At 68.1% G+C, this 24,794-nt stretch carries 19 protein-coding genes and 1 pseudogene; 13 read left to right on the forward strand and 7 right to left on the reverse strand.

Features of this window, described 5'->3' with window-relative positions:
- Positions 1-39: 39 nt before the first annotated feature.
- From LQ51_RS16330 to LQ51_RS16350, 5 genes are all read left to right on the forward strand, one after another.
- Positions 40-927: an ABC transporter permease gene (locus tag LQ51_RS16330; protein WP_231605764.1), complete on the forward strand. Its 888-nt coding sequence runs from the start codon at positions 40-42 to the stop codon at positions 925-927.
- A 2-nt stretch (positions 928-929) separates the two neighbouring features.
- Positions 930-1,859: a carbohydrate ABC transporter permease gene (locus LQ51_RS16335; RefSeq protein ID WP_046566705.1), complete on the forward strand. Its 930-nt coding sequence runs from the start codon at positions 930-932 to the stop codon at positions 1,857-1,859.
- A gap of 103 nt (positions 1,860-1,962) precedes the next feature.
- Positions 1,963-4,053 (forward strand): glycoside hydrolase family 36 protein, encoded by a 2,091-nt coding sequence (locus LQ51_RS16340; RefSeq protein ID WP_052744910.1) that lies wholly within the window; start codon positions 1,963-1,965, stop codon positions 4,051-4,053.
- A 143-nt stretch (positions 4,054-4,196) separates the two neighbouring features.
- Positions 4,197-6,257, forward strand: coding sequence for a right-handed parallel beta-helix repeat-containing protein (locus tag LQ51_RS16345; protein ID WP_052744911.1), 2,061 nt, complete (start codon positions 4,197-4,199; stop codon positions 6,255-6,257).
- A 180-nt stretch (positions 6,258-6,437) separates the two neighbouring features.
- Entirely contained in the window at positions 6,438-7,178 is a 741-nt protein-coding gene (locus LQ51_RS16350; protein ID WP_156313113.1) for a hypothetical protein, read from the forward strand.
- A 552-nt stretch (positions 7,179-7,730) separates the two neighbouring features.
- Here LQ51_RS16350 and LQ51_RS16355 read toward each other — a convergent pair.
- Complete coding sequence (locus LQ51_RS16355) at positions 7,731-8,882, reverse strand: LacI family DNA-binding transcriptional regulator (RefSeq protein WP_231605765.1); 1,152 nt, start codon at positions 8,880-8,882, stop codon at positions 7,731-7,733.
- Positions 8,883-9,012: 130 nt separating this feature from the next.
- Here LQ51_RS16355 and LQ51_RS16360 point away from each other — a divergent pair, with 130 nt between their 5' ends.
- The 4 genes from LQ51_RS16360 to LQ51_RS16375 all read left to right on the forward strand — a co-directional run bounded on the left by LQ51_RS16360 (position 9,013) and on the right by LQ51_RS16375 (position 13,642).
- Positions 9,013-10,284, forward strand: a complete 1,272-nt coding sequence (locus tag LQ51_RS16360) for an ABC transporter substrate-binding protein (protein WP_046566711.1) — start codon at positions 9,013-9,015, stop codon at positions 10,282-10,284.
- A gap of 64 nt (positions 10,285-10,348) precedes the next feature.
- Positions 10,349-11,281, forward strand: coding sequence for a carbohydrate ABC transporter permease (locus LQ51_RS16365; protein ID WP_046566713.1), 933 nt, complete (start codon positions 10,349-10,351; stop codon positions 11,279-11,281).
- A gap of 10 nt (positions 11,282-11,291) precedes the next feature.
- Positions 11,292-12,191: a carbohydrate ABC transporter permease gene (locus LQ51_RS16370; protein WP_046566715.1), complete on the forward strand. Its 900-nt coding sequence runs from the start codon at positions 11,292-11,294 to the stop codon at positions 12,189-12,191.
- The gene (locus tag LQ51_RS16375) at positions 12,188-13,642 is read left to right on the forward strand and encodes a GH1 family beta-glucosidase (RefSeq protein WP_156313114.1); all 1,455 of its coding nucleotides are present in this window, start codon (positions 12,188-12,190) and stop codon (positions 13,640-13,642) included. The genes LQ51_RS16370 and LQ51_RS16375 overlap by 4 nt, the downstream gene beginning before the upstream one ends.
- A 300-nt stretch (positions 13,643-13,942) precedes the next feature.
- Here LQ51_RS16375 and LQ51_RS16380 read toward each other — a convergent pair whose 3' ends face one another.
- Positions 13,943-15,088, reverse strand: a complete 1,146-nt coding sequence (locus LQ51_RS16380) for a hypothetical protein (protein ID WP_156313115.1) — start codon at positions 15,086-15,088, stop codon at positions 13,943-13,945.
- The gene (locus LQ51_RS16385; protein WP_046566718.1) at positions 15,085-15,657 is read right to left on the reverse strand and encodes an RNA polymerase sigma factor; all 573 of its coding nucleotides are present in this window, start codon (positions 15,655-15,657) and stop codon (positions 15,085-15,087) included. Before LQ51_RS16385 ends, LQ51_RS16380 begins: the two co-directional genes overlap by 4 nt.
- 156 nt (positions 15,658-15,813) lie before the next feature.
- Between LQ51_RS16385 and LQ51_RS33975 the strand changes: the two are divergent.
- Positions 15,814-15,930, forward strand: a pseudogene (locus LQ51_RS33975) (IS701 family transposase); the annotation flags it as partial.
- Positions 15,926-16,333 carry a hypothetical protein gene (locus LQ51_RS32795; protein WP_156313116.1) on the forward strand — a complete coding sequence of 136 codons (408 nt, stop codon included), beginning with the start codon at positions 15,926-15,928 and terminating at the stop codon, positions 16,331-16,333. The pseudogene LQ51_RS33975 and the gene LQ51_RS32795, both read left to right, overlap by 5 nt.
- 29 nt (positions 16,334-16,362) lie before the next feature.
- Here the strand turns inward: LQ51_RS32795 and LQ51_RS16390 are convergent, their stop codons facing one another.
- From LQ51_RS16390 to LQ51_RS16405, 4 genes are all read right to left on the reverse strand, one after another.
- On the reverse strand, positions 16,363-16,818 hold the full coding sequence (locus LQ51_RS16390) for an HAD domain-containing protein (RefSeq protein ID WP_197087794.1): 456 nt from the start codon (positions 16,816-16,818) through the stop codon (positions 16,363-16,365).
- A 201-nt stretch (positions 16,819-17,019) separates the two neighbouring features.
- Positions 17,020-18,633, reverse strand: coding sequence for a peptidase M16 family protein (locus tag LQ51_RS16395; protein ID WP_156313117.1), 1,614 nt, complete (start codon positions 18,631-18,633; stop codon positions 17,020-17,022).
- A 77-nt stretch (positions 18,634-18,710) separates the two neighbouring features.
- Complete coding sequence (locus LQ51_RS16400) at positions 18,711-19,670, reverse strand: hypothetical protein (protein ID WP_046566849.1); 960 nt, start codon at positions 19,668-19,670, stop codon at positions 18,711-18,713.
- A 944-nt stretch (positions 19,671-20,614) separates the two neighbouring features.
- Entirely contained in the window at positions 20,615-21,352 is a 738-nt protein-coding gene (locus LQ51_RS16405) for a GntR family transcriptional regulator (protein WP_052744915.1), read from the reverse strand.
- 156 nt (positions 21,353-21,508) lie between these two features.
- Here LQ51_RS16405 and LQ51_RS16410 point away from each other — a divergent pair, with 156 nt between their 5' ends.
- A complete protein-coding gene (locus LQ51_RS16410) occupies positions 21,509-22,708 on the forward strand; it encodes a CaiB/BaiF CoA transferase family protein (RefSeq protein WP_046566721.1) in 1,200 nt (399 codons plus the stop codon).
- A 9-nt stretch (positions 22,709-22,717) separates the two neighbouring features.
- Positions 22,718-24,793, forward strand: a complete 2,076-nt coding sequence (locus LQ51_RS16415) for a hydantoinase/oxoprolinase family protein (RefSeq protein ID WP_046566723.1) — start codon at positions 22,718-22,720, stop codon at positions 24,791-24,793.
- Position 24,794: the final 1 nt, after the last annotated feature.

Below are 24,794 nucleotides of genomic sequence, written 5' to 3' on the forward strand. Positions count from 1 at the left end.
CGCCGTCGGGGCGCGCCCGCAAAGAAGGTGCCATGGCGCGTGGCACTACGACGCGACGGCGTGCTCTACCTGATGGCCGTCCTGCCGGTCGCGTTCCTGCTGGTGTTCCGGTACGCGCCGATGCTGGGCAACGTCATCGCGTTCCGGCGCTTCCGTCCCGGCGGGAGCATGTTCGGCGAGTACTGGGTCGGGCTGCGCTATGTGAAGTTGTTCATCAACGACCCGTCGTTCTGGCACGTCTTCTCGAACACCGCCATTCTGGGCGGCCTGACACTGCTTTTCACGTTCCCGCTGCCGATCGTGCTGGCGCTCATGCTCAACGAGGTGCGGGTCAGAAAGTTCAAGAAGGTCGTCCAGTCGATCACGTACCTACCGCACTTCCTGTCGGTCGTGATCGTGGCGGGCATACTCATGCAGTTGTTGTCGCTGCAGGGCACCGTCAACCAGATCATCGAGGCGCTGGGCGGGGACCCGATCTCGTTCCTGGCCCGCGCAGAGTGGTTCCGCACCATCTATGTCGGGTCCGAGGTCTGGCAGACGGTGGGCTGGGGCACGATCCTCTATCTCGCCGCGCTCACCACCGTGGACTCCTCGCTGTACGAGGCCGCGCGCATCGACGGCGCCGGCCTGTGGCGGCAGACGTGGCACGTCACCCTCCCCGGCATCCGCCCCACCATGATCACGCTGCTGATCCTCAACATCGGGACGTTCCTCAACGTCGGCTTCGAGAAGGTCCTGCTGCTGTACACGCCGCTGACCTACGCCACGGGCGACGTCATCTCGACCTACCTGTACCGGGTCGGCCTGCTGTCCAACAACCTCAGCTATGCGGCGGCGATCGGCCTCTTCCAGGCCTGCATCGGCCTGGTCATGGTGCTGTCCGCGAACTTCATCTCGCGCCGAGTGGTGGGAGCAAGCCTGTGGTGATAATGACGGACACCCTGGCGGCGACAAAGCCGGCGGATGGCGGGAAGCCGGCAGGCCCGCACGACTCGCGTGGGTACAAGGTGTTCACCGTCCTGAACATGGTGGCCCTGGTGGTGATCTGCGCGGTGACGCTCTATCCGTTCATCACGCTGCTCGCGCAGTCGTTCTCCAGCGCCGGTGCCATCAAGGCGGGCCTGGTCAACGCAGTCCCCGTCGGCTTCAATGTCCGCACATACGAGGCGGTGTTGCAGGACGGTCGCTTCTGGACCAGTTACGGCAACACCGTGCTCTACACCGTCGTGGGGACCACTATCGCGATGGTGCTCACCACCACCTTCGCGTACGTCATCTCCAAGCGGCATCTGCGCGGACGAAACGCCCTCATCGGCCTCGCCGTGTTCACCATGTTCTTCAACGGCGGCATCATCCCGAACTACGTCCTGATCTCCTCGCTCGGGATGAAGAACACGCTCTGGGCGGTCGTACTGCCGCCAGCGCTCTCCGTCTTCAACCTGCTGGTCATGAAGTCGTTCTTCGAGAATCTCCCCCAGGAGCTTGAGGAAGCCGCCCAGATCGACGGGCTCGGTACGTTCGGCACCTTCATCCGGATCGTGCTGCCGCTGTCGAAGGCCATCTTGGCGACGATGGTCCTGTTCTACGCGGTCGCCTACTGGAATGACTGGTTCACTGCCTTCCTCTACCTCGACAAGAGCGACCTCTTCCCGCTGTCGCTCTTCCTTCGCAACCTCATCGCGGGCGCGTCGACCACCGCTAGCGAAAGCGCCGCTGCCGCCGGCACGACCTCTGCCGCCATCTCCCCCAACATCCAGGCCGTGTCGATGATCCTGGCGATCATCCCGATTCTGTTCATCTACCCGTTCGTGCAGCGGTACTTCGTGTCGGGCGTGATGCTCGGCTCCGTCAAGGGGTGACCGTAGGCGCGGACAGCCGTGCGGCAGACCGTCGTCGGCCTTCGTAGGCCGCAAGGTCGGCTCGGCGATGGCGGCATTGACACGGTCGTTCGAAGGAGTAGCTGTGGAGGTCCTGAAGGACTACGTCCTCGGCGACACGATCGCCCGCTACCTGCAGCCTGGTCCGGGCGGGCCGGTGGGAATGATGCTCTTCCCGGCCGCAATGGCCGGCCAGATCGCCGGGAAGTCGTCTGCCGTCGACTCGCTCGTCCAGGTCAAGACCGTCGGCGACCCGTACCCGGGCGGTTCGGCCGGTCGATCGTTGCGGAACGGAGGCACTGTCGCCACGCTCACCCTCGAGTCGCAGCGCGAGGAGAAGACCGAGGCCGGTGCCACGGTCGTGACCCTCCTGCGCACGCACCAGGGGTGCCTCGTCGAACACCATCTGCGGTGGCAGTCGGGCGAGGGCGCGCTGGACTCGTTCGCCGTCCTTCGCAACGAGGGACCGGACATGGTGACGCTGGAGCTGCTCTCGTCGTTCTCGCTCACTGGTCTGACTCCCTTCGCCGGGGACGACGCCTCCGGCGATCTGCTCCTGCACAGGCTGCGCAGCGCCTGGTCGGGCGAGGGGCGTCTGGTGTCTGACCACGTCGAGGACCTGAGCCTGGAGCCGGCCTGGGCCGGCTGGGGTCGGTGTCTGCGCTTCGGTCAGGTCGGATCCTGGCCGGTGCACGGGTTCTTCCCGACGGCGTTCGTCGAGGACAGCCGCGCCGGCGTCTGCTGGGGCGTGCAGATTGCCCACCCGGCCTCGTGGCAGATCGAGCTGGGCCGGACGGACGCCGCCCTCAACCTGTCGGGCGGGCTGGCGGACCGTGAACTGGGCCACTGGACGAAACGCGTGGCTCCCGGGGAGGAGTTCCGTACCCCCGTCGCGTACCTGACGGTCACGCGGGGTGGAGTGGACGACGCCGCCCACCGGTTGACGGCTCGCCACCGGCTCTTCCTGGATGTGCCCGCGGTCGAAGAGGCTCTGCCCGTCATCTTCAACGAATACTGCACCACCTGGGGTTCGCCGTCGCCGCAGAGCCTTGGGGCGATCGTCGACCGGCTCGCGGGCAAAGGGATCCGATATCTCGTCATCGACAGCGGCTGGTACAAGGCCGAGGGCAGTGAATGGTTCAACGGTCACGGCGACTGGGAGCTGGACCGCCGGACGTTTCCCGACGGGCTGACCGAGACACTTGATCACGTGCGGTCCGCCGGGATGATCCCCGGCATCTGGTTCGAGTTCGAGACGGTCGGCTCCCGGGCCACGTCATTCACGCTGACCGACCACCTGCTCAAGCGCGACGGTGTTCCCGTCACCGTAGGCGACCGGCGCTTCTGGGACTTCCGCGACCCGTTCGTGATCGGGTACCTCAGAGAGCGGGTGATCGACTTCCTCAAGGCCAACGGCTTCGGCTATCTGAAAGTCGACTACAACGCCAGCATCGGAATCGGGTGCGACGGAGCCGAATCCCTCGGTGAGGGGTTGCGACAGCAGATGGCCGCGGTCCAGGGCTTCTTCCGGACGATCCGCGAGGAGATGCCGGAGCTCGTGATGGAGAACTGCGCATCCGGCGGCCACCGGCTGGAACCCTCGATGCTGGCCCTCACCAGCATGTCGTCCTTCTCGGACGCCCACGAGTGCGCGGAGATCCCCATCATCGCCGCCAACGTGCAACGCGCGCTGCTCCCCCGGCAGAGCCAGATCTGGGCAGTGCTGCGCACGCAGGACTCCCCACAGCGGCTTGCGTACTCGCTCACCGCGACCATGCTCGGCCGGATGTGCCTGTCCGGCGAGATCCACGAACTCAGTGACGAGCAGTGGGCCGTGGTCTCCCGGGCAATCTCCTTCTACCGGTCGGCAGCCCCGGTGATCAAGAACGGTGTCAGTCACCGGTTCGGAACGAAGGTGCGGAGCTACCGGCACCCCGAAGGGTGGCAGGCAGTCCGGCGAGTGGCCAACGACGGCGCCCAGATCCTGGTCGTAGCCCACCGGTTCGGAGCCGCCGAGCGAACGCCGATCGAGGTTCCTCTGCCACCGGGGAGGTACGAGGTCAGCGACCTCTACTCCCACCGTGAGCTCGTGGTCCAGCTGACCGAGGAACGAGTAGCCGTGGAGCTGGATGAGCCGTTCTCTGCCGCGGCACTGCTGCTCACGCGGATCGAGTGAGACATGCCGGACTCGCCGTCGTCTCGCAAGGTAGTCGCACGCGGACGCAGACATCCAGGTATCGATAGAAACTCCAGAAATTGAGATCATCAATGGTCACCAGCGCTCCTACTGTCCCCGTACCTGAGGTCGAGGTTCCCGGCGTGGAACTGCACGTCGCGAAGTCTGGTTCCGACACCGCCGCCGGAACCGCGGAGGCCCCCCTGCTCACGATCGGTGCCGCCGCAGCGCTGGCTCAGCCGGGCGACACCGTCGTCGTGCACGAAGGCGTGTACCGCGAGTGGGTGAACCCGCCGCGCGGCGGCACGGCTGCTGCGCCGATCACCTACCAGGCTGCGCTGGGCGCGGACGGCCTGTTCGAGACGGTGACCATCTCGGGTGCTGAGGTGATCGCCGACTGGCGTCCGCACCCGGGCTCGGCGGGCCGGGTCTGGGTGGCGACGGTGCCGAACTCCCTGTTCGGGTCGCGCAACCCGTACCTCGAGCGCATCGGTGGGGACTGGTTCTTCGACCAGGTCAACACCTGGCACACGGGCGAGGTGTATCTCGACGGCAAGTCGCTGTACGAGTCGTTGACCATGGCCGGCGTCGAGCACCCCGAGGTCACCGTGGACTCGTTCGACCAGGCGGGCTCGCTGCTGACCTGGTACTGCGAGGTGGGCGACGACGTCACCACGATCTGGGCGAACTTCGGGGGCGCCGACCCGGCGGAGCACGAGATCGAGATCAACGCGCGCACGTTCGTCTTCTGGCCCGCCGCCACGGGCATCGACCACATCACGGTACGCGGGTTCACCCTGACGAAGGCCGCCACGCAGTGGGCCCCGCCCACGGCGCTGCAAGAGGGCCTGATCGGCCCACACTGGTCGAAGGGCTGGGTGATCGAGGACAACATCATCACCGACTCGAAGAACGTCGGCGTCTCGCTGGGCAAAGAGGTCAGCACCGGGCAGAACGAGGCGGCCGCAGGGCCGAAGGGCGCCAAGGGCGGCACCCAACGCGAGCGTGAGGTGATCCAGCGGGCGCTCGCCCTGCGCGGGCCCGCCGCGGGCGAGCCGCACCCGTGGGACCGGGACCACGTGGGCTCCCACACGGTGCGCCGCAACACGATCCGGGACTGTGAGCAGGCCGGCATCGTCGGGCACCTGGGGGCGGCGTTCTCGACCATCAGCGACAACCACATTTCCCGCATCCACGTGAAGCGACAGTGGCACGGCGCCGAGGTGGCCGGCATCAAGCTGCATGCCGCGATCGACACCGTGATCAGCGGGAACACCATCCATCACACGCACCGAGCCCTGTGGCTCGACTGGCAGGCCCAGGGCACCCTGGTGCGGCGCAACGTCTGCTACGCCTCCACCGCCGAAGACTTCATGGTCGAGGTCTGCCACGGCCCGTACCTCGTGGACTCGAACCTCTTCCTGTCCCCGTGGGCGGTCAAGGACATGTCCACCGGCGGCGCCTACGTGCACAACTACATCGCCGGTCGCATCGCGAACTGCACCGAGCACCAGCGGTACACCCCGTACCACTTTCCGCACTCCACGGCCGTCTACGGAGTCTCGAACATCCTCGGCGGCGACAACCGGTTCTACAACAACGTCTTCGTCGGCGACGGCGCGCGCGCCGAGCACACCACACCGCAGTCGGAGCCGACGCTCGCGAGCTTCTGGTCCGGCGCGATCGACATGGACGGCGTGCCCGGGCAGGCCACCTTCGTGCCCACCCCGGTGGGCACCTCGCAGTACGACGCCTACCCGGTGGCGCAGGAGTACCCGAACGAGCACGGCAGCGCGCTGGCCGGGCCGCGCCTCCCGGTCTGGATCGAGGGCAACCTCTACGCGGAGAGCGCCGAGCCGTTCCGCGCGGAACCCACGGCCATCATCACAGGCGCATCACCCGTGCGAGTCGAGGTGCTCGACACCGCAGCCGGCACCCTTCGCGTCGAGGTGACGCGCCCGGGCGGCACCCACGTGGTCGCCCCGGTGACCACCGAGCGCCTCGGGACCAGCTACCAAGCCGAGATGGGCTACACCAACCCCGACGGGTCTGACCTGGACCTAGGCGTCGACCTCTGCGGGGTCCTCCGAGGTGAGGTTGTGCCCGGGCCGTTCGCCGCGTCGGCGCCCGTCACCCGGATACTCACCGCGCCGGAACCGACGGGCCGGCGAGCCCTGGCAGCAGGCCCGGCGAGGGCTCGCTGACGATCCCGGGCGTCTTGGCCCAAGCCCGCCCTCGGCGCGACAGATCACGGCGGGCGCCAACCGACGGAGTGACTGCTAACGGCGAGCAGGTCGCGACACCCCTTGGCCGACATTCAAGCGCACGTCAGCGGCAGATCACGGCGTTTCCCTCAATGGATGCGCGCATGCTGTGGATGCCTGTTGGTGGATACGCTGACCGCGATGGTGGAGGCTGGAAGCGGAACCGCGTTGGGGCGGTTGTTGGCGCATCGGTGGCCGGAGGTTGCCGCGACAGCGGGTGCCCTGCGGCCGGAACTCGACGCTGTGCTGACCAGCGGCGCGGCCACTCCGTCGTTCGTGCGGCGGCTGGCGCCGATGCTCGGGTTGCACACGGCGGATCTGTTCGTGATCGCTGGGCTCGATCTGCCGCAAGATCTGGTGCCTGCCAGTGGTACCGGGCCTTGGCATGTCGGGACGGTACTGGAAATAGCGGCCAAGTTGGCGCCGCAGTCGCTGCGCCGGTTACACGAGTTCGTCCGGTCGCTACCCGAGCATCCGCCGGCGTGGCCGCCCGTGCGGCCGCGCCACAGGTACACGCTGGGGCCTGGCGAGGTGATGCTGCGGCTACTACGTAACCGCAATATCGGGCCATACAGCGCGAAGCTGTTGTACTTGATCGGCGGCGGGCCGATGGTGTCGCACTCTACGATGGCGATGCTGGGACCTGGCCGTACCCGGCTGACGCCGCAGTACGTGACCTCGTTCGCCACCGTCCTGGGTATCCCTGACGACAACTTGGCCGCCGTCGCCGGGGTTGCTGCGGCCACCGACCCACGTCTGCACCGCAACCGCGTTGAACTTGCCCGGTTGGCCTGGGACGCCCGGCGGTTGACCGGCGAGCAACTGTCTGAGGTGCTCGCCCTGGCCGGGCGCCTGCGGTAGCTGGGAGCCGGCAATGATCCCAGCGCCGTTCGACCAAATGTCCTAACGATCAGGATGCACCGGCGTTGCCACGAACCCCGAATCACTCTGCCCCAGCGGGTGCCCTGACATTGACAGGAGTGGGTAGGCCATCCGGTCGATGCGGGCCACGCCACTGCCCTGCCATAGATCCAAGGCTATTGAATAACCGCCACTCACCCGTGCGGACGGCGCAGCCACGTGGCTCGCCCACCGCAACTGTCGTCGCAGGCGGTAGCGGGTGGCGGATGAGGCGGCAAGCCTGGGATTGAGCTCGCCGCCCGTTGACCATGTCACTGGCATCCGGCCACACGCCTCATCGCCTCGGAAGCCCAAACTCGCTTTCCAGTCGCAGCCCGTCGGGCGGCAACCGCGGGCCGTTCGAGCCACCGCCGGCCGCGACCTCGCCCAGGCACGGGTGTGACGCTCGAGGCAGGCCCCGCCCGCGGGGTCGGTCATAGCGGCTCCGGCAGCAGCGACCGCGAGCAGCAGCACGATCCAGAGCGGGACGGCGCCGACGTCGCGCGGTTCGGGTCAGGTGGAGCCGCGGACGACCAGCGTCGTCGGTAACACGGTCGGCTTGGGCGGGTCGTCGCCGCCGTGCAGCATGGCGACCAGCGCCTCGGCGGCGGCCGTGCCGAAGCCGGGCTTGTTCTGGGCGACGGTGCTGAGCCCGGGCGGAATCAGCGCGGCCACCTCGATGTCGTCGAAGCCGACGATCGCAATGTCGTCGGGGATCCGTAGGCCGGCCGCCTGGGCCGCCCGCATCGCGCCGACAGCCATCTCGTCACCGGCGACGAACACCGCGGTAGGGCGGTCGTCGAGGGCGAGCAGCCGGTTCATCGCGGCGTGACCGCCGTCGAGATAGAAGTCTGCCTCGATGACGTGGCTGTCGGCGAGCGGCAGGCCGGCCCCGGCCAGCGCGGCCCGGAAGCCGACGAGCCGTTCGGCTCCCGGCCAGGTTCGCAGCGGGCCGGTGATGGTGGCGATGCGCCGGTGGCCGCGTTCGACGAGGTGGCGCACGGCGAGCGCCGCGCCGCCGGCATTGTCCGAGGTGATGTAGGTCGATGTCGGGCCGTCGACCCGCAGGTCGAGAGCGACGCACGGCACCTGGGCTTCGACGAGGGCGAGCACGGCTGGGTCCCGGGTGCCGTTGTCGATGATGACGGCGCCGTCGAGGTTGTGCTGGCGGACGGCGCGCACGTATCGCTGCCCGTCGTCGGGCCCCGCCGCGTCGTGGCCGGCGAGCATGAGCAGGTTCAGCCCGTGCGCGCTCAGCGCCGTCTTGAGCGCGACGAGGATCTCCTGCAGGAATGGGTGGCGCCATCCAGGGCGGCGATGGTCGGTGTCCCATACCAGGCCCACCATGTTGGATTTCTTCGTGGCGAGCGTGCGGGCGGACCCGTTCGGCAGGTAGCCGATCTCGGCGGCCAGGTCGAGGATGCGCTGGCGGGTGTGCTGGCTGACGACCTCGGGGGTGTTGAAGACGCGGGACACGGTGGCGACGGACACGCCGCAGCGGCGCGCCAGCTCCCTGATAGTGGTCAAGGTGGTGCCTCTTCTGTAACCGGTTTCACGACCGTAGCGCCAGCGATGTCCGCCGGTCAAGCCGCATCGACTGTTATCGTTTTGTAACTTGACATCCTCTGGTCGGATCCGTCCACACTGCCCAGGAAAGGCGCTCACCCGGCGGTCGCCCGCGACTCGGCCGGCATCCGATCCTCATCCACACTCGACCCCCACCACCATCGCTTCGCTGGCGATGTAACCGGTTTCAGGTAACCGGTTACATGACCGCACGAAAGGGCTCCCTGGCATGCACCCAAACCGACTGTTGCGACTGGCGGCGGCCGCCCTGGCCGCCGGAGTACTGCTGACCGCGTGTGGCACCGGCACAGACGGAGGTTCCGGCAGCGGCAACGAAAAGATCACTTTGAACGTCAACCTGTTCGGCAACTTCGGGTACCAGGACCTGTACGCCGAGTACCAGAATTCGCACCCGAACATCACGATCCAGGAGCACACGGCCGCCTACAACGACCATCATCGCGACCTGATCACCCACCTGGCCACCGGCTCCGGCGCGGGCGACATCGAGGGCGTCGACACGGGCTTCATCGCGCAGATGCGCGAGCGGGGCAACCTCTTCGTCGACCTGGGCAAGGACCGCCAGTCCGAGTACCTCGACTGGAAGTGGGCGGCGTCGCTGGCCAAGGACGGCAAGCAGATCGGGTACGGCACCGACGTCGGCGGCCTGGCCATCTGCTATCGGCGTGACCTGTTCGAGAAGGCTGGCATGCCGTTCGACCGCGACCAGGTGTCGGCCGCCTGGGGCGGCGGCTGGGACAAGTACATCGAGTTCGGCAAGCGGTACGCGGCCAAGGCCCCGGCCGGCAGCGCCTTCTTCGATGGCGGAGGCCAACTGTTCAACGCCGTCATCGGCCAGGCCCCGGTCGGGTACTACAACGAGGACGACGCCATCGTCGTGGGCACCAACCCCGATGTCCGCAAGGCCTGGGACCTGACGGTGCAGGCGATCCAGAGCAACCTGTCGGCCAAGCTGATCGGCAGCTCGCAGGAGTGGAACAACGGCTTCGCCAAGGACCAGTTCGCCACCATCGCCTGCCCGGCCTGGATGATGACCAAGATCAAGGACCAGGCGAAGCACGCCGCCGGCAAGTGGGACGTGGCGAGCGTCCCGGGCGGCGGCGGCAACTGGGGCGGCTCGTACCTCACCGTTCCCAAGCAGGGCAAGCACATCGAGGAGGCCAAGAAGCTCGCGGCGTGGCTGACCGCCCCGGAACAGCAGGCCAAGGTGTTCACCGCGCGGGGCAACCTGCCGTCCATCCCGGCGCTGTACGACAAGCCCGAGATCGCCCAGTACAAGGACGCCTTCTTCAACAACGCCCCGGTGGGCCAGCTCTTCACCACCGCGGCGAAGCAACTCAAGCCCCAGTACCAGGGCCCGCGAGCCGGGGACGTGCAGACCACCATCCGCGACGCCCTCGTCCGCATCGAACAGGGCAAGCAAAGCCCCGACGAGTCCTGGAAGCAGATGGTCAGCGACGTCGAGCGCCTCGCCAAGTAACTCGACCCGCGCCGCCGGCGGTCGCCCCTGACCGCCGGCGGCCCCCGGCGACGAAGGATCGACGATGGCCACCTACCTCCACCAGGCCCGGCGGGCCGGCCTGAGCCGGCTCGACACCAAGGGCTCGCCCTACCTCTACATCCTGCCGTTCTTCCTGCTGTTCGGCGCGTTCGGGCTGTTCCCGCTGCTGTACACGGCGTACGTCTCGTTCAATGACTGGGACCTGCTCGACTCCGGGTCGCACCGCTGGGTCGGCCTCGCGAACTACCGCGAGATGCTGCAGGACGCGTACTTCTGGAACGCCCTGGGCAACACACTGAGCATCTGGGTGCTGTCCACCGTGCCGCAACTGCTCGCCGCGCTCTGGATCGCCCACCTGCTCAACCACCGGTTGCGGGCCCGCACCGCGCTACGGATGGGCGTGCTGCTGCCCAACGTCACCTCGATCGTGGCGGTGACGATCGTCTTCACCCAGCTGTTCGGCCGCGACTTCGGCATGGTCAACTGGGCGCTCGGCTTCGTCGGCATCGGCCCGATCGACTGGCAGGCCAACACCTGGAGCTCTCACCTGGCCATCTCGTTCATCGTCGCGTGGCGGTGGACCGGCTACAACGCCCTCATCTACCTCGCCTCGATGCAGGCGATCCCGCACCACCTGTACGAGGCCGCCGACCTCGACGGCGCGTCGCAGGGTCAGCAGTTCAGGCGGATCACCGTCCCGATGCTGCGGCCGACGATCATCTTCACCACGGTGATCTCGACGATCGGCGGCCTGCAGATCATGGCCGAACCCCTGCTGTTCGCCAGCTCCCAGACGCCCACCGGCGGCTCCGACCGACAGTTCCAGACCGTCGCCCTGTTCATGTACGAGCAGGGCTTCCGGGAGTTCCGCTTCGGCTACGCCTCGGCGGTCGCCTGGACGCTCTGTCTGGTCATCGCCATCTTCGCGATCATCAACTTCCTGCTCACCCGGCGCATCGCCAAGGACGAGGACTGAGGAGAACGCCGTGACCACCCTCGCGGACCCCATCCAGACCGGCACCACCCCCTCGCCGCCGCAACGCCGGTCCCACCGACGCCGGAGCTTCGGGTACCCACGCAGGGGCTCGGTCTGGAGCTACGGCGCCCTGCTGGCGGTCGTGGCCGGGTCGGTCTTCCCGCTCTACTGGTCCGTCGTCGTGTCCTCGCAGACCAGCGACGCCGTCACGAAGGTGCCGCCGGCCCTGGTGCCCGGCGGGCACCTCTTCGACAACATCGCGCGCGTGTTCGACACGACCGACTTCGGCCGAGCCCTGCTGAACTCCTTCATCGTCAGCGGCTCGATCACCGTCTCCGTGGTGTTCTTCTCGACCCTGGCCGGGTTCGCCTTCGCCAAACTGCGGTTCCGAGGCCGAAAGGCGCTGCTCGTCGTGGCCATCGCGACCTCGATGGTGCCGCACCAGCTAGGCATCATCCCGCTGTACATCCTGATGGCCGACCTCGGCTGGACCGGGCACCTCTCCGCCGTGATCGTGCCCGGGCTGGTAACCGCGTTCGGCGTCTTCTTCATGACCCAGTACCTCGGCCGCGCTGTGCCCGACGAACTGCTGGAGGCCGGCCGCGTCGACGGGTCCAGCACGTTCGGCCTGTACTGGCACATCGTCCTGCCGGCGGCCCGCCCGGCCGCGGCGGTGCTCGGGCTGTTCACCTTCATGCAGGCGTGGAACGACTTCTTCTGGCCGCTGGTCGTGCTGCAGAACAACGCGACCGTGCAGGTGGCGCTCTCCGCACTGGCCAGCGGCTACACCACCGACTACACCCTGACGCTGACCGGCACGTTGCTGGCCACGCTGCCGATCCTCGTCGTCTTCATGCTCCTCGGCCGGCAGCTCGTCGACGGCATCATGCAGGGGGCGGTGAAAGGATGACCACCACATCCCAAGGCGCCGCAGCGGCCGCAACCCGGCCGGACCTGCCCGGGCTGCCGGACCTGCCGGCCGGCTTCAGCTGGGGCGCGGCCACGGCGGCGTACCAAATTGAGGGGGCGGTCGACGAGGACGGCCGCGGCCCGTCGATCTGGGACACCTTCTGCCGCCGCCCCGGTGCCGTCGACGACGGCACCTCCGGCTCGGTCGCCTGTGACAGCTACCACCGCTGGCGGGAGGACGTGGACCTGCTGGCCGGCCTCGGCGTGGACGCCTACCGTTTCTCGGTCGCCTGGCCACGGGTCATGCCGGCCGGGCGGGGCGCGGTGAACCGGCGGGGCCTCGACTACTACGACCGGCTCGTCGACGCCCTGTGCGGGCACGGCATCCGGCCGTTCGTCACGCTGTACCACTGGGATCTGCCCCAGGCGCTTGAGGACGAGGGTGGCTGGCGGGTACGGGACACCGCCGAGTGGTTCGCCGAGTACGCCGCCGCGGTGGCGGGCGTCCTCGGTGACCGGGTCCAGGACTGGATCACGCTGAACGAGCCGTACTGCTCGTCGATCGTCGGCTACGCGGAGGGCCGGCACGCTCCCGGCAGCACCGAAGGGCACGGTGCCCTGGCCGCCGCCCACCACCTGCTACTCGGGCACGGCAGGGCAGTCGCCGCCGTCCGGTCCGCCGCCGGCCCGCGGTCGCGCGTCGGCATCACGCTCAACCTCTCCCCCGCCGTGCCGGCCAGCGATACCGAGGCCGACCGGGCGGCGGCGGATCGGCAGGACCTCATGCTCAACCGGCAGTTCACGGATCCGGTGCTGGGCGGCGCGTACCCGTGCGGGTTCGAGCGGCTCTACGCCGGGGTGAGCGATCTGTCGTTTCGCCGGGACGATGACCTGGCGGTGATCTCGACGCCGCTGGACTTCCTCGGTGTCAACTACTACTACCGGGTGCACGTCGCCGACGCCCCGTACGAGCAGCCCGACCCGGCGCTGCGCAGCGCGTTCGACATCGGGGTCCGGCAGCTACGGCCGGACGGGTTGCCCACCACCGCCCTGGGCTGGCCGGTGGAGCCGCAAGGGTTGTTCGACACCCTGACCGGGCTCGCGGACCGTTACCCGGGCCTGCCTGCCGTGTACGTGACGGAGAACGGCTACGCCGACCTGCGGGACGGACCCGAGCCGGACCCGGAACGGATCTCGTTCGTGGCCGGGCACCTGGCGGCGGCGGCCCGTGCGGCCGCCGTCGACGACCGGCTCGATCTGCGGGGGTACTTCTACTGGTCGCTCATCGACAACTTCGAGTGGGCCCGCGGGTACGGGCCCCGTTTCGGTCTGGTCCACGTCGACTACGGCACCGGAGCCCGTACGCCCAAGGCCAGCTACCACTGGCTGCGTGACCGCTTGCGGGCGTGGCGGGAACGCACCTCCACCGGGCTCGGTCGAGAGCGTCGCTGAGATGAGAATTGCGTGGTCAATGTGCTTGACCACCAGTACGCGGAATACCGCACGGATGCTGCAATGTGGTGTCCGACGGGCGACATGCCCGTTGCCCCACCGCCGATGACGCTCAGCGCCACTCTGAATCTCGCGCGAGTCGAGCGTGGTCATGACGTTCGGGATGTACGTCATCCGTCGATCATCGCAGTCAGGCATGGGCCGCCCCGACAACCAACGACGGTGCGGGCCGCCTCTGGGCGGCCCGCACCGGACGGTTACGCACGTCTGCCGGAATGGTGGTGGGTGGGAGTTCCCGGCCTACAGGTCGGCCGTCGTCACGCGGGAGGATTCGTACGTCGTCAAGGCCCGGGGCAGGCCCGGCATGGTGGAGACGTCCTCGACGAGCATGCCGGTCGTGGCGTCGACGGTCAGCACCTCGCTGCCTTCGCCGCCGAACACCTCGGGACCGGCGGTGATCGTCAGCGTGGCCTTGCCGTGGGTGGTCGAGTTGGTGACGCTGACCGCCGGGATGGTGGACAGCAGACGCAGCACACCGGCCCGGACCTGCGTGTTGCCGTCGCCAGCGGACAGCGCCAGGGTGCTGTACGTCCACAGGGCGTTGTCGAGGTGCCGCTGGACGGCCTGCGGGCTGTACGGCTTCGGCGCGGCGTTGCCGCCCTTCTGCTTGATGATCACCTGGACGTCCGCCTGCTGCTTGTCCCACACCGCCTTCTGCGCTGCGGGGTCGAGGCCCACCAGCGGCTCCTTGGCTGCCTTGAGCATCTGGGTCCGGCCGTCGGCCGGGCTGCTGTCCGCCGCGGCGACGGCTGCCTTGAGGAGCGGAGCGTAGCCGCCGTCGGCCATCTGGTCCTGGTGACGGGCGATCGCACGCTTGATGTCTTGCACACTGTTGCCCGTGTAGATCGCGTGACCGTCGGTGTACAGCGTGTAGACGACCTGCATGGTCTTGGTGCCATGGACCTGCGTCGCCTTCACCAGCCACGCGTCGCCCGTCGCTGGGGTGACCGTCTTGATGGACCCGGCCAGGGTCATCAGCGGCGCGCGCTCGGCCGACCCGTCGACGCTGGTCGAGCCCGAGGTGGCGGCCGACGAATCCTTGCCGGCCTCGATGCTCCCGGTCGCCGGCGGGTTGAGCACCACAGCGACGACTGCCGCCGCGGCGGCAGCCGCCACCCCGGCGCCGATGCCCAATCGGCCCGCGATACCGATCCTGCGGCGGCGCTGAAGCGCCGGGCTGGATTCGTGGTCCCGCGTGGTTGTCGTCGTTTCCATCGTTGACGTCGCCTCCATAGTCGTGTCCTTCGCTGACATCGCGCCCAGCAGGCGCACGGTTCCGGGGTCGGCCATAGCCGCCCGCAGCACCGTCCGCGCCCGCTGGTACGCCTCCGGGCTGAGTGGTTCTGCGTTGCCCAACGCACCGACCAGATCGAGCTCGTCGGTCATCGGTGACTCTCCTTCGCGCTGTTGCGGTCCTTCAGAAGCGCGGACACCCCCGGGGCGTCGCGCAATGCCGTCCTGGCCTGGCTCAGCAGCCGCCGCGCGGTGCCGGCCGGTATGCCGAGTGCCCGCGCGGCGTCGGCTGCGGTCAGGTCCTCCCAGGCGACAAGCCTCAGCACTTCCCGCTCTTCGGGTTTGAGCCGCGTCAGGGCCGACCGGAGCACCGCCCGGGCGTCCACGCCGAGGTCCACCGCCGACCACGGATCCCATCCAGTAGCCTCGTCCGGGACGTCCGCGAACAGGTCCTCGGCCGGCCGGGACCGCCAGTAGCGCCGCAAGCGATTCAATGCCACCCCGTACAGCCACGGCCGCGCGTCGTTGTACGACCGGTCGTACGATCGCCGCGACTCGAACGCCGCAACCCACACCTCACCCAGGAGGTCCTCAGCCGCGTCCCGCCCAGCCCGGCGAACGAGGTACGCACCGACGGCGGTCTCATGACGCTCGACCACCTCTACGAAGGCGTCGACATCGCCATCCAGCGACCGGCTGATCAAATCCGCGTCCGAATCCATAGCCCTCCTCGGCAAAATCCACGCTTCACCCTGACATTGCCGAGGAGGCGGGAAAGTGTTCAGGCGCCGCGGCGAAACCGGTCTGGCTCTGGTGGTCGCAGCCGGAGGATCTTGTCGCCGGCCGTGCTCGGATAGTGGCCGAGTTCTTCGACGAGGGTCGCCGGTGACGAGGCCTACGGCGGTGACCCACACCTGGCCGCGGCCCTGCGGGGCCACGGTCTGGGTTACGTTCTCGCGGTCGCCTGCTCGCACCGGGTCCCCACCGGGCTTGGCATCCAGCGATGCGGATCAGATCGCCGCCGACCCGGCCGTGGTCGCCGGCTGGATCGCGCAGACCCAAGCCGAACGCGCCCGCGCGGAAGCCGAACTACGCACCATCGCGGGCACCAACCCGCGCCGGATAAGCCGAGCAGAGATCATTGCCCTCGTGACCGCGCTCGGCGACATCACCAGCGTGCTCCGCGACGCCGACCCCGCCGACAAGACCGAGGTCTACCGACAACTCGGCCTGCGGCTCGCCTACCAGCCAGAAATGCAAACGGTGCGCGCTGAAGTCCGATCTCAGCGCGCACCGTGGGGTTATGGTTTGTGTCCGAGGCCCGAGTTAACCACAACTACATGGTCAGAATCGCTACTAACCTGCAATTGCGCTGACCGTTGGATGCCCTGTCCGTAGCATCCATTCGATTATCGAATCGGATTGCGCTATATGTTCTCCTCGATCAGCCACTGCGCGACGGCTTGGTAGTCCGCGTCGGTGAGGCCGCGGCGTGGGTCTACGCGATGCAGGAGCGTGGAGGCGCTGTGGTTCGCTGCTACCCACGTCCGGTCGGCTTCAGTGATTTCGTCGTCCACCCAGGCGAACCGGCGTCCTGCGGCCCACTCGACAAGGCGGCGCGTTTTCCAGTGCAGCCGACCGCCGTCGTCTTCGTCGTCTGGCCAGTCGACGACCGGGAACTGGGGTAGGCCGAGCCGTGGTGCGAGCACCTCGTTTGCCTCGGCCATCCAGGTCGTAGCCCAGACGAGATCACAAGGCAACGCAGCGAGCCGGCGGCCGTGTTCGGCGTCGAGACATGCCAACAGAGGATTGGCGTCATCGCCCATCGGGCCCGCGGCGCCGGCGAAGGGCAGAAGCGTCCCGTCCACGTCGAGAAACAGCAGCGGACGGTCAGTCACCGCGCAGCGCCGATCCCGTGCTCGGCCAAGCGACGTACGCCCGCCTCACCGAAGTCCACATAGGCCAGAGCTGGTGCGCTACCCAGTCCAGCCACTCACGCGGCGGCTCCTCGGCGCGGAAGTAGGCGATCTGGCAATCATGCGTGGTTCGGTCAGCATGGGGCCGAAAGCAGCTATCACGTCGTTTTACCAATGCCCGTTGTCCTTGCGGCGCCATATCAGCGCTCCGAGGAACGTGATGGCGAGCAGCAGTAGACCTGGGCGGCTGAACGCGAAGGCCGAGATCGTCAAAGCCGAGACAGCTACCGCAATTCCCACCGAGTACAGAAGTTGGCGGATTCCACCGCGTGGAGTTGCGACTCGGTCCAGCCACGCGCGGCGGGGAATCAGCCACGACCGTGCCCGTCGGCGCAGGCTGCGTGCACGCGACGGCTTCGGGATCTCATTGGGCTGGCGGGCGGGCATATCGACGATTGCTGTCTGCGGGATACGGGAGTCGATTCGGTCGAGCACGACAGTCGCGGACGGATAGAGTGTCGGCTCGATTCGGACTGTCATTCCGTCTGCCCCGAACAGCTGCCGTGCACCGTCGGGCCAGCGCAGCATGGCGGTGCAGTCATCGAACAGGACAGTCGATGCCCCCTGAGGGATGGACAGGCTGACGCCGTCGTCGCCAACGATGAGATGGACGTCATGGCTTGCGCGGGAGCGGTGCCGCTTGCCCGTCGCTGCGAACCGGGAGAAGGTTGGCGCAGCCTCGAATCCGGTGGCGCGGTGAGCGTGTGAGCCCGGCAGCATGAGCATCGCCGTTCCCACGAAGGTGCCGGCGGCGGCGCTGACCTGTTTGGCCGTCATGGTGCGGAAGCCGTCGATGAGCTCTCGCGTGGTGGCGCTGCGGAATCCGGTGAGCAGGTCCGTTGCCCGGCGGGGCAACAGCCGGGCATCGACTTCGGGATCGCTGAGGCCTTCTAGCTCGAGAGCGCGGATGGTTTCCAGCTCGGAGTCTGCTGTCTCGGTCTGGGCCAGGTTGCGGACTTCAGCAAGGAGGCAGTCCAGAGCGTCGCCGATTTGGTCTGGCTGCGCGTCCACGATCGCGGTGACTGTGGCATGCGGGCGGCCGTCGGTGGTGTAGGCCGCTGCAGCGGTATAGGACAGCCCGCGGTTCTGCCGCAGTTCACGAAAGAGCACCCGGTCCAGGGCCCGCGCAAAGGCGGCTGCGGCCCGCGTGCGGGGGACCTGGCCGTCCATTACCAGAATTGGCGAGTCAGCGGCGAAGTACGCCGGCAAGGTGGGCGCTGCGGACGACTCTGGGGGAAGGGGCCACCGCTGGCCATCGGGAAGGTCGAGCCGAAGACCGCTGGGGATCCTGTCGCCCGCGATCCACAGCACGGCGTTCGCACGGTTAAAATAGGTATGCGCCCACTGGAGGACCTGTTCCTCGCGCAGGCTCTGCATGCCCCATTCGGGATAGCTGACCAGACCGAAGTCGCGTGCACCGTGCCGCCACAGCGGCAACATCTGGTTGACGGGCGTCGGCCGGTTGCTGGCCTCAGTCTCCAGCAACTTCTTCTCGACGGCGAGGCGTTCGAGCGACAGATCCCGCAGGCCAGCGCATACGTCGTTCAGATACGCGACGATGGCGTCGCCAGCTCCTTGAATGACGAACTGTGTAGTCGTGGCGCTGGTCATTCCGTTGTAGTGATAGTCCGGAGTTCCGTGTCGGTGCAACGCCAGGTGTTCGACGAGGTGGGTGATCCCACTGGTCGCCAGGGTCTCGTCGACCCGGCCGACGCGGAACATCAGCCCAGCTCTCATCGGGCCGGACGTCGGAGCCATCAGTACCGGAACTCCATCGACCTCGAGCAGGCCGGGCTCGTCTACCACTTGCGGGCGGCCCTACGGGCGGAGCGGAAGGTGTCCTTCCAGTTCTTGCCGTGCCAGACCCCCCAGGGGTACCAGTTGCTCCGGTCGCCGAGGGCGGCGAAGTGCGGCGCCATGCGCTTGTGGTCGCCGGCGACGAAGAAGGCGTACGCGAAGGTCGCGTGCGCGGCCACAGTGCCGTGCGTGGACGGGTCGAAGTCCGGATGGAGCACCGTCTGCTCAGCGGCCCGGGCGAGTTCGCTGCGAACGGAGCCGTCCTGGAGGTTCTGCTCCATCAGCGAGTAGTCGTCCTCCATGAAGGCCCGCTCGATCAATGCGTCCGCAAGAACCGCACCGTCAAGCGTGCCCGGCTTGCCGGTTTCCAGACGTTCTCGGGCGAAGGTCAGGAGCGCATCCAACGAACCGCCCCACTTCGGGCACAGGTTCTGTGCGAGTTCCGCTTGCGCCAGATACGGGACGTCGCAGTGCTCGGCGGCCCGGTCGTACCGCCGCCGTCCCTCGTCAACGCCGAGGCCGAGCCCTCGGGCGACTTTGACGCGTTCGGTCCATGCGGCGGCATTCGTCGGGTCAATAGTGGTGGCATCGGCGAGCAACCGCTCGGCCCGGTTCAGGTAGTCGTGAAAGATCTGCCACTGCGCCTGCTTCACATACTGGGCGAGCAGTCCGCTGCGGGCGTCCCAGGCCATGACGATGAAACGTGCGCCGAGCAGCGTGCGGACCAACGCTGAGTCACGCTCCGAGTCGACCACGCGTTGCAGAAAGCGTTCGGCGCCTCGGGTACGCGCAACTGCCCGTACCGCTACAGACCAGTCCGCACGGATCGGGAGGCCTTCAAAGTAACCTGAGACCCGCCTCCAGTCGCCCGACTTCATCGATGCGCGGAGCGGCGCTAAATCTGGGTAGATATCGAACAAGTCGGTGCGCACCGGACTGAGGCGGTATAGCAGTTTGATCACGGCGGCGATGTTACGGCTGCCAACGCCGCCCGTCAGCCCTGTCTTCCTGCATGTCGGGCTGAGCAAGCCGTGCATGGAAGCGCCGCAGTTGCGGCGACGGCGGCAAGAGGCCACGACTTTACGACTGGGTTTGGCCGGTTTCGTCGACTTCGACGCCGCACAGCCCGGGCCACGGGTATGAGACCTCGCCCATGCCGCGTACCAGGGCAATGAGGCGTTTCAGCAGCACATCGCCGAAGGCCCCCGATTTGTACGAGACCGATATCCGCTACGTCCGTGCAACCGCGACATGCTGCGCCCCGGCTTCGAGGTGGGATAGGCCTGCCCGCACGCCGCTCCTGCTGGCCTCGCAGGTCACGCCCGTCCCCGTGGCGGAGAGTACGCCCACCTACTGTTCACCCAGCCCCCGCAGGCCGGACGGACCGTCACCCTCGCCACGGACAGCCCGACCCAATCGCCGCGCGGCGCCTCGCTCGCTCGTGCAGTTGCACCGACCGATCGGCTTCCGGGCCACGCTGAGCTTCCTCGAGCAAGGCGACCGATTCCGTTTGGATGATTCGTTCCGACCGGGACCACAACTCGACCGTCGATGCGGGCATGACCGCACCGGTCCCCCCCCGGCCGCGACCAACGACGGAGAGCCTCGCCACCAACTCTCACTGAAACGTGAAGAGCTGTTGTGGGGGTTTACGTGTCCGAGCCCCACCACTGCCGCTCACCCTCGGCAGGACGCTGCGGCTCGCAACGCTGTAGGCGCCCGCAAAGCCGCACCGACGAGGTGCAGGAACGGCCACGGCCGGCTCGGTTGAGCAGGAGTTCAGCCCAATTGCGCGGACACGGTCGGGCGCGATGGTGAGCAGAATCCACCGCTGGTCGTGGCCGTTCCTGCACATCGTCGCGTGTGTCGAGGCCCATTCGCGCGATCGCTGAACCCGACCACATGATCAGAGTGGCGGGTGATCAGCGGGTGCGCTGACCTGGTTCGGCAGTTCTGGGCCGGGCGCCCGGTCGCCGCCCTCTCGCTGCCGGATGGAATGCCATGCCGCGCGTACGTGGCTGCGCATAACGGACTCCGCCCAGTCGGGGTCGGGCGCGGCCAGGGCCGCCACCAGCTCGTGGTGGTGAGCGAGGCTACGGCGCAGCGCGTCGGGGCTGTAGCGGGAAAAGGTACGCCAGACGAGCGGCATCTGGATCACCGAGGAGACGACACCGGCGAGTCGGCTGTTGTCGGACGCCTCGAGGATCATCCGGTGGAACCGGTTGTTCAGCTCGGTGAGCTCGTCCACATCGGTCGGTCGTCCGTCCGGCGCCACCTCGTCCATCCGGTGGGCCAGCGCGTCGAGCGCGTCCACGTCGATGGTGCCTGTGGTCGCCGCCAGTCGGCAGCCCCACGGCTCGAGCACGGCCCGCAGGCTGAAGATTTCGTCGAGATCGTGGATGCTCCACGCCTGGACCTGTACGCCACGGTTGCGTTCGTGGCGGACCAGTCCCTCCGCGGTCAGCCGTCTGAGCGCCTCCCGGACGGGCGTCCGACTCACCCCGATCGACTCGGCCAACTCGCCCTCGCGGAGCCAGGCGCCGGCTGACCGTTGCCCGGACAGGATCTGTTCCCGGATCAGCCGGTAGGCGTCGTCGGCGGCGTGGCCGTTGTCGGCCTCCCGCGGTGGCGTGTGGTCACTCATGATGCTCGGCACCGTAGCAACACCGCGGATTGTATGCAATCTCTCTGCGGGGCATTGACACCCGAGCCACAGCGGCCTACCTTCCCAGCACGACGTGCTGTAACGAGAGTCACAAACCTGTGAATTGCATGCAAAGAGACGCTGATTGAGGGGTTCATGAGCACTCCACTGCCGCTTGACGACATCCGGGTGATCGAGCTCGGGCAGCTGCTGGCGGGGCCGTTCTGCGGTCAACTCCTCGGCGACTTCGGCGCCGAGGTGATCAAGGTCGAGGACCCGGGTCAGGGCGACCCCATGCGGCAGTGGGGGCGCGAGAAGCCGTACGGCAAGTCGCTCTGGTGGCCGGTGGTGGCGCGGAACAAGAAGTCCGTGACCGCGAATCTGCGGACCGAGCAGGGTCAGGATCTGGTACGCCGGCTCGTCGCGCGGGCGGACGTGTTGATCGAGAACTTCCGGCCCGGCACGTTGGAACGCTGGGGGTTGGCCCCGGAGCGGCTGTGGGAGATCAACCCCGGCCTGATCGTCACCCGCGTGACCGGCTTCGGGCAGACGGGCCCCTACTCGTCCCGCGCCGGATACGGATCGATCGGTGAGGCGATGGGCGGGATCCGGTACGTGACCGGCGACCCCGATCGCCCTCCGGCCCGGGCCGGAGTCTCTCTCGGCGATTCGCTGGCGGCGACGTTCGCCTGCCTGGGCACCCTGGTGGCGCTGCACCAGCGCGGACGCACCGGTCGAGGCCAGGTGGTGGACTCGGCCATCTATGAGGCCGTGCTGGCGATGATGGAGTCGCTCATCCCCGAGTACCAGATCGCCGGCTACCAGCGGGAGCGGACCGGAACGACCCTTCCGAACGTATCGCCGAGCAACGTCTACCCGACGGCCGACGGCGAGATGGTGCTGATCGCGGCGAACCAGGACACGGTTTTCCGCCGGCTCGCCGAGGCGATGGGGCGGGTGGAGCTGGCCACCGACGAGAAGTACGCCACCCACGGCGCCCGAGGCCGGTGGATGGAGCAGCTGGACGGCCTGGTCGCCGAATGGAGCTCGACGCTCGCGGCCGACGATCTGCTCGAACGGCTGCACGCCCATGGCGTTCCGGCAGGCCGCATCTTCCGGGCCCGGGACATGCTCGAGGACCCACACTTCGCCTCGCGGGAGGCGATCGTCCGGCTGACCCACCCCGGTCTCGGGGAGTTCGCCATGCACAACGTCGTACCCAAGCTCTCCGACAGCCCGGGCCGGATCCGGCACGTCGGCCCCGAGCTCGGTGAGCACAACGAGGACATCTATCGCGACCTGCTGGGGCTCGGCGACGACGCGATGGCGTCGCTGCGTTCTGCCGGCGTCATCTGAGGAGGGACCATGACCTACCGACTCGGCGTGGACGTGGGGGGAACGTTCACCGACATCCTGCTGATCGACGAGGCGACCGGAGAGACATACCGGGCCAAGACCTCCTCCACGCCCGAGGACCAGTCCATCGGGGTGCTGCGGGGCATCGAGCGGGCCTGTGAGGCCGCCGGCGTGCCCATGTCGGAGATCGCTGAGGTGTTCCACGGCACCACGGTCGCCACGAACGCGATCCTCGAGGGCAAGGGCGCCCGGGTTGGGCTGGTCACCACCGACGGCTTCCGGCAGGTGCTCCAGATCGCCCGTTCCTTCGTGCCAGGTGGCCTGGCCGGCTGGATCATCTGGCCGAAGCCGGAGCCGCTGGCGGCGTTGGAGGACACCGTGGAGGTCGTCGGCAGGATCGGCGCCGACGGCGCGGTGGTGACCGAACTCGACGAGGCTGACGTCCGTGCCAAGCTGCGCAAGCTCCGCGCGCAGGGCATCGAGGCGTTGAGCGTCAGCCTGATCAACTCCTACACCAACCCGCAGCACGAGCGCCGGGTGGCCGAATTGTCCGCCGAGGAGCTTCCGGGCGTACCGGTGTCGCTGTCGTCTTCGGTGCTGCCGGAGCTTCGCGAGTATGAGCGGACCATCACCACCGTCGCGAACGCGGCCGTGCAGCCGCAGGTGGCGCGCTACGTGGCCAACCTCGAGGCGCAGCTCGGCGAGTCCGGCGTGGACGGTCGGCTGTGCATCCTGCGCAGCGACGGTGGTCTGGTCTCCGCGGCCGTCGCCGCGGACAACCCGGTGAACCTGCTGCTGTCCGGTCCTGCCGGCGGGGTTACCGGCGCGACCTGGGTGGCGGAGCAGGCCGGCTATCCGGACTTCCTGACCTTCGACATGGGCGGCACCTCCACCGACGTCGCCCTGGTTCAGGGGCTCACGCCGCGGGTGGGTCGGGAGACCACGGTCGGGGACCTCAAGGTCCGCGCCACCTCCGTCGACGTACGAACTGTGGGTGCCGGCGGCGGATCCATCGCCCACGTACCGCCGCTGACCCAGGCGCTCCGGGTAGGGCCGCAGTCGGCCGGCGCCGCACCCGGTCCGGCCGCGTACGCGGCGGGCGGTGAGCAGCCGACGGTGACCGACGCGAACGTGGTGCTCGGCTACCTGCCCACCGATCTGGCCGGTGGCGAGATCACGCTGGACCGTGCGGCGGCACGAGCGGCGGTGAAGTCGATCGCCGACGCCACCGGGCTGGAGTCGGTCGAGGCCGCCGCCGCGGGCATCATCGACATCGTCAACGAGAACATGTTCGGGGCGTTGCGGCTGGTGTCGGTGCAGCAGGGCTTCGACCCGCGCGACTACGCGCTGGTGGCCTTCGGTGGCGCCGGCCCGTTGCACGCCAACGCTCTCGGCAGACTGACCGGGGCCTGGCCGGTGATCATTCCGCCGTCGCCGGGAGTGCTGTGCGCCTACGGCGACGCGACGACCAACCTGCGCGACGAGTCAGTGCGGACGTTGGTGCGCCGCTTCAACGAAATGACCGACGAGAGCCTTCGCGCGGTTCTCACCGAACTCGCGAGCAAGGCGTGCTCCACGCTCAGCGAGCAGGGCGTCCCCGAGGATGAGCAGCACGTCGTATTCTCCGCCGACCTGCGCTACCACGGACAGGGTTTCGAGATCCCGGTGGCTGTCGACATCGACGCCTTCGACGGGACCGGCGGTGGACTCGCGGCCCTGCGGTCGGCGTTCGACGCCGATCACCAACGACTGTTCTCCTTCGTTCTCGATGCCGAACACGAGCTGGTGACCGTCCGGGCCACCGCGCACGGTCCCCGGCCCCAGGTCGCCGCGCCCGCGCTGGAGCAGGGTGACGCGGACCCGAGCCGCGCAGTACGGGCCAACCACCGCATCTGGGTCGAGGGCGCCGAAGTGGAAGCCCGCATCTACGACCGGTCCCTGCTGCGAGCGGGCAACGTCGTGCCCGGTCCGGCGATCATCACCGAGATGGACTCCACCACGCTCGTGCTGCCCGGGCACACGGCTGCGGTGCACCCGAGCGGCAGCCTCCTCATCCGCCCCGTCGACACCCACCGGGAGAACTGAC

The organism is Micromonospora sp. HK10 (genome assembly GCF_000982955.1).
In the GTDB taxonomy this organism is placed as follows: Bacteria; Actinomycetota; Actinomycetes; order Mycobacteriales; family Micromonosporaceae; genus Micromonospora.

Bases quoted from the DNA above. Each gene is read 5' to 3' on its own strand.
- LQ51_RS16335 (WP_046566705.1), top strand. From the start codon at position 930: ATGACGGACACCCTGGCGGCGACAAAGCCGGCGGATGGCGGGAAGCCG.
- LQ51_RS16360 (WP_046566711.1), top strand. From the start codon at position 9,013: ATGCACCCAAACCGACTGTTGCGACTGGCGGCGGCCGCCCTGGCCGCC.
- LQ51_RS16365 (WP_046566713.1), top strand. From the start codon at position 10,349: ATGGCCACCTACCTCCACCAGGCCCGGCGGGCCGGCCTGAGCCGGCTC.
- LQ51_RS16375 (WP_156313114.1), top strand. From the start codon at position 12,188: ATGACCACCACATCCCAAGGCGCCGCAGCGGCCGCAACCCGGCCGGAC.
- LQ51_RS16380 (WP_156313115.1), bottom strand. From the start codon at position 15,088: ATGACCGACGAGCTCGATCTGGTCGGTGCGTTGGGCAACGCAGAACCA.
- LQ51_RS16385 (WP_046566718.1), bottom strand. From the start codon at position 15,657: ATGGATTCGGACGCGGATTTGATCAGCCGGTCGCTGGATGGCGATGTC.
- LQ51_RS16395 (WP_156313117.1), bottom strand. From the start codon at position 18,633: ATGTTCCGCGTCGGCCGGGTCGACGAGACCCTGGCGACCAGTGGGATC.
- LQ51_RS16405 (WP_052744915.1), bottom strand. From the start codon at position 21,352: ATGAGTGACCACACGCCACCGCGGGAGGCCGACAACGGCCACGCCGCC.
- LQ51_RS16410 (WP_046566721.1), top strand. From the start codon at position 21,509: ATGAGCACTCCACTGCCGCTTGACGACATCCGGGTGATCGAGCTCGGG.
- LQ51_RS16415 (WP_046566723.1), top strand. From the start codon at position 22,718: ATGACCTACCGACTCGGCGTGGACGTGGGGGGAACGTTCACCGACATC.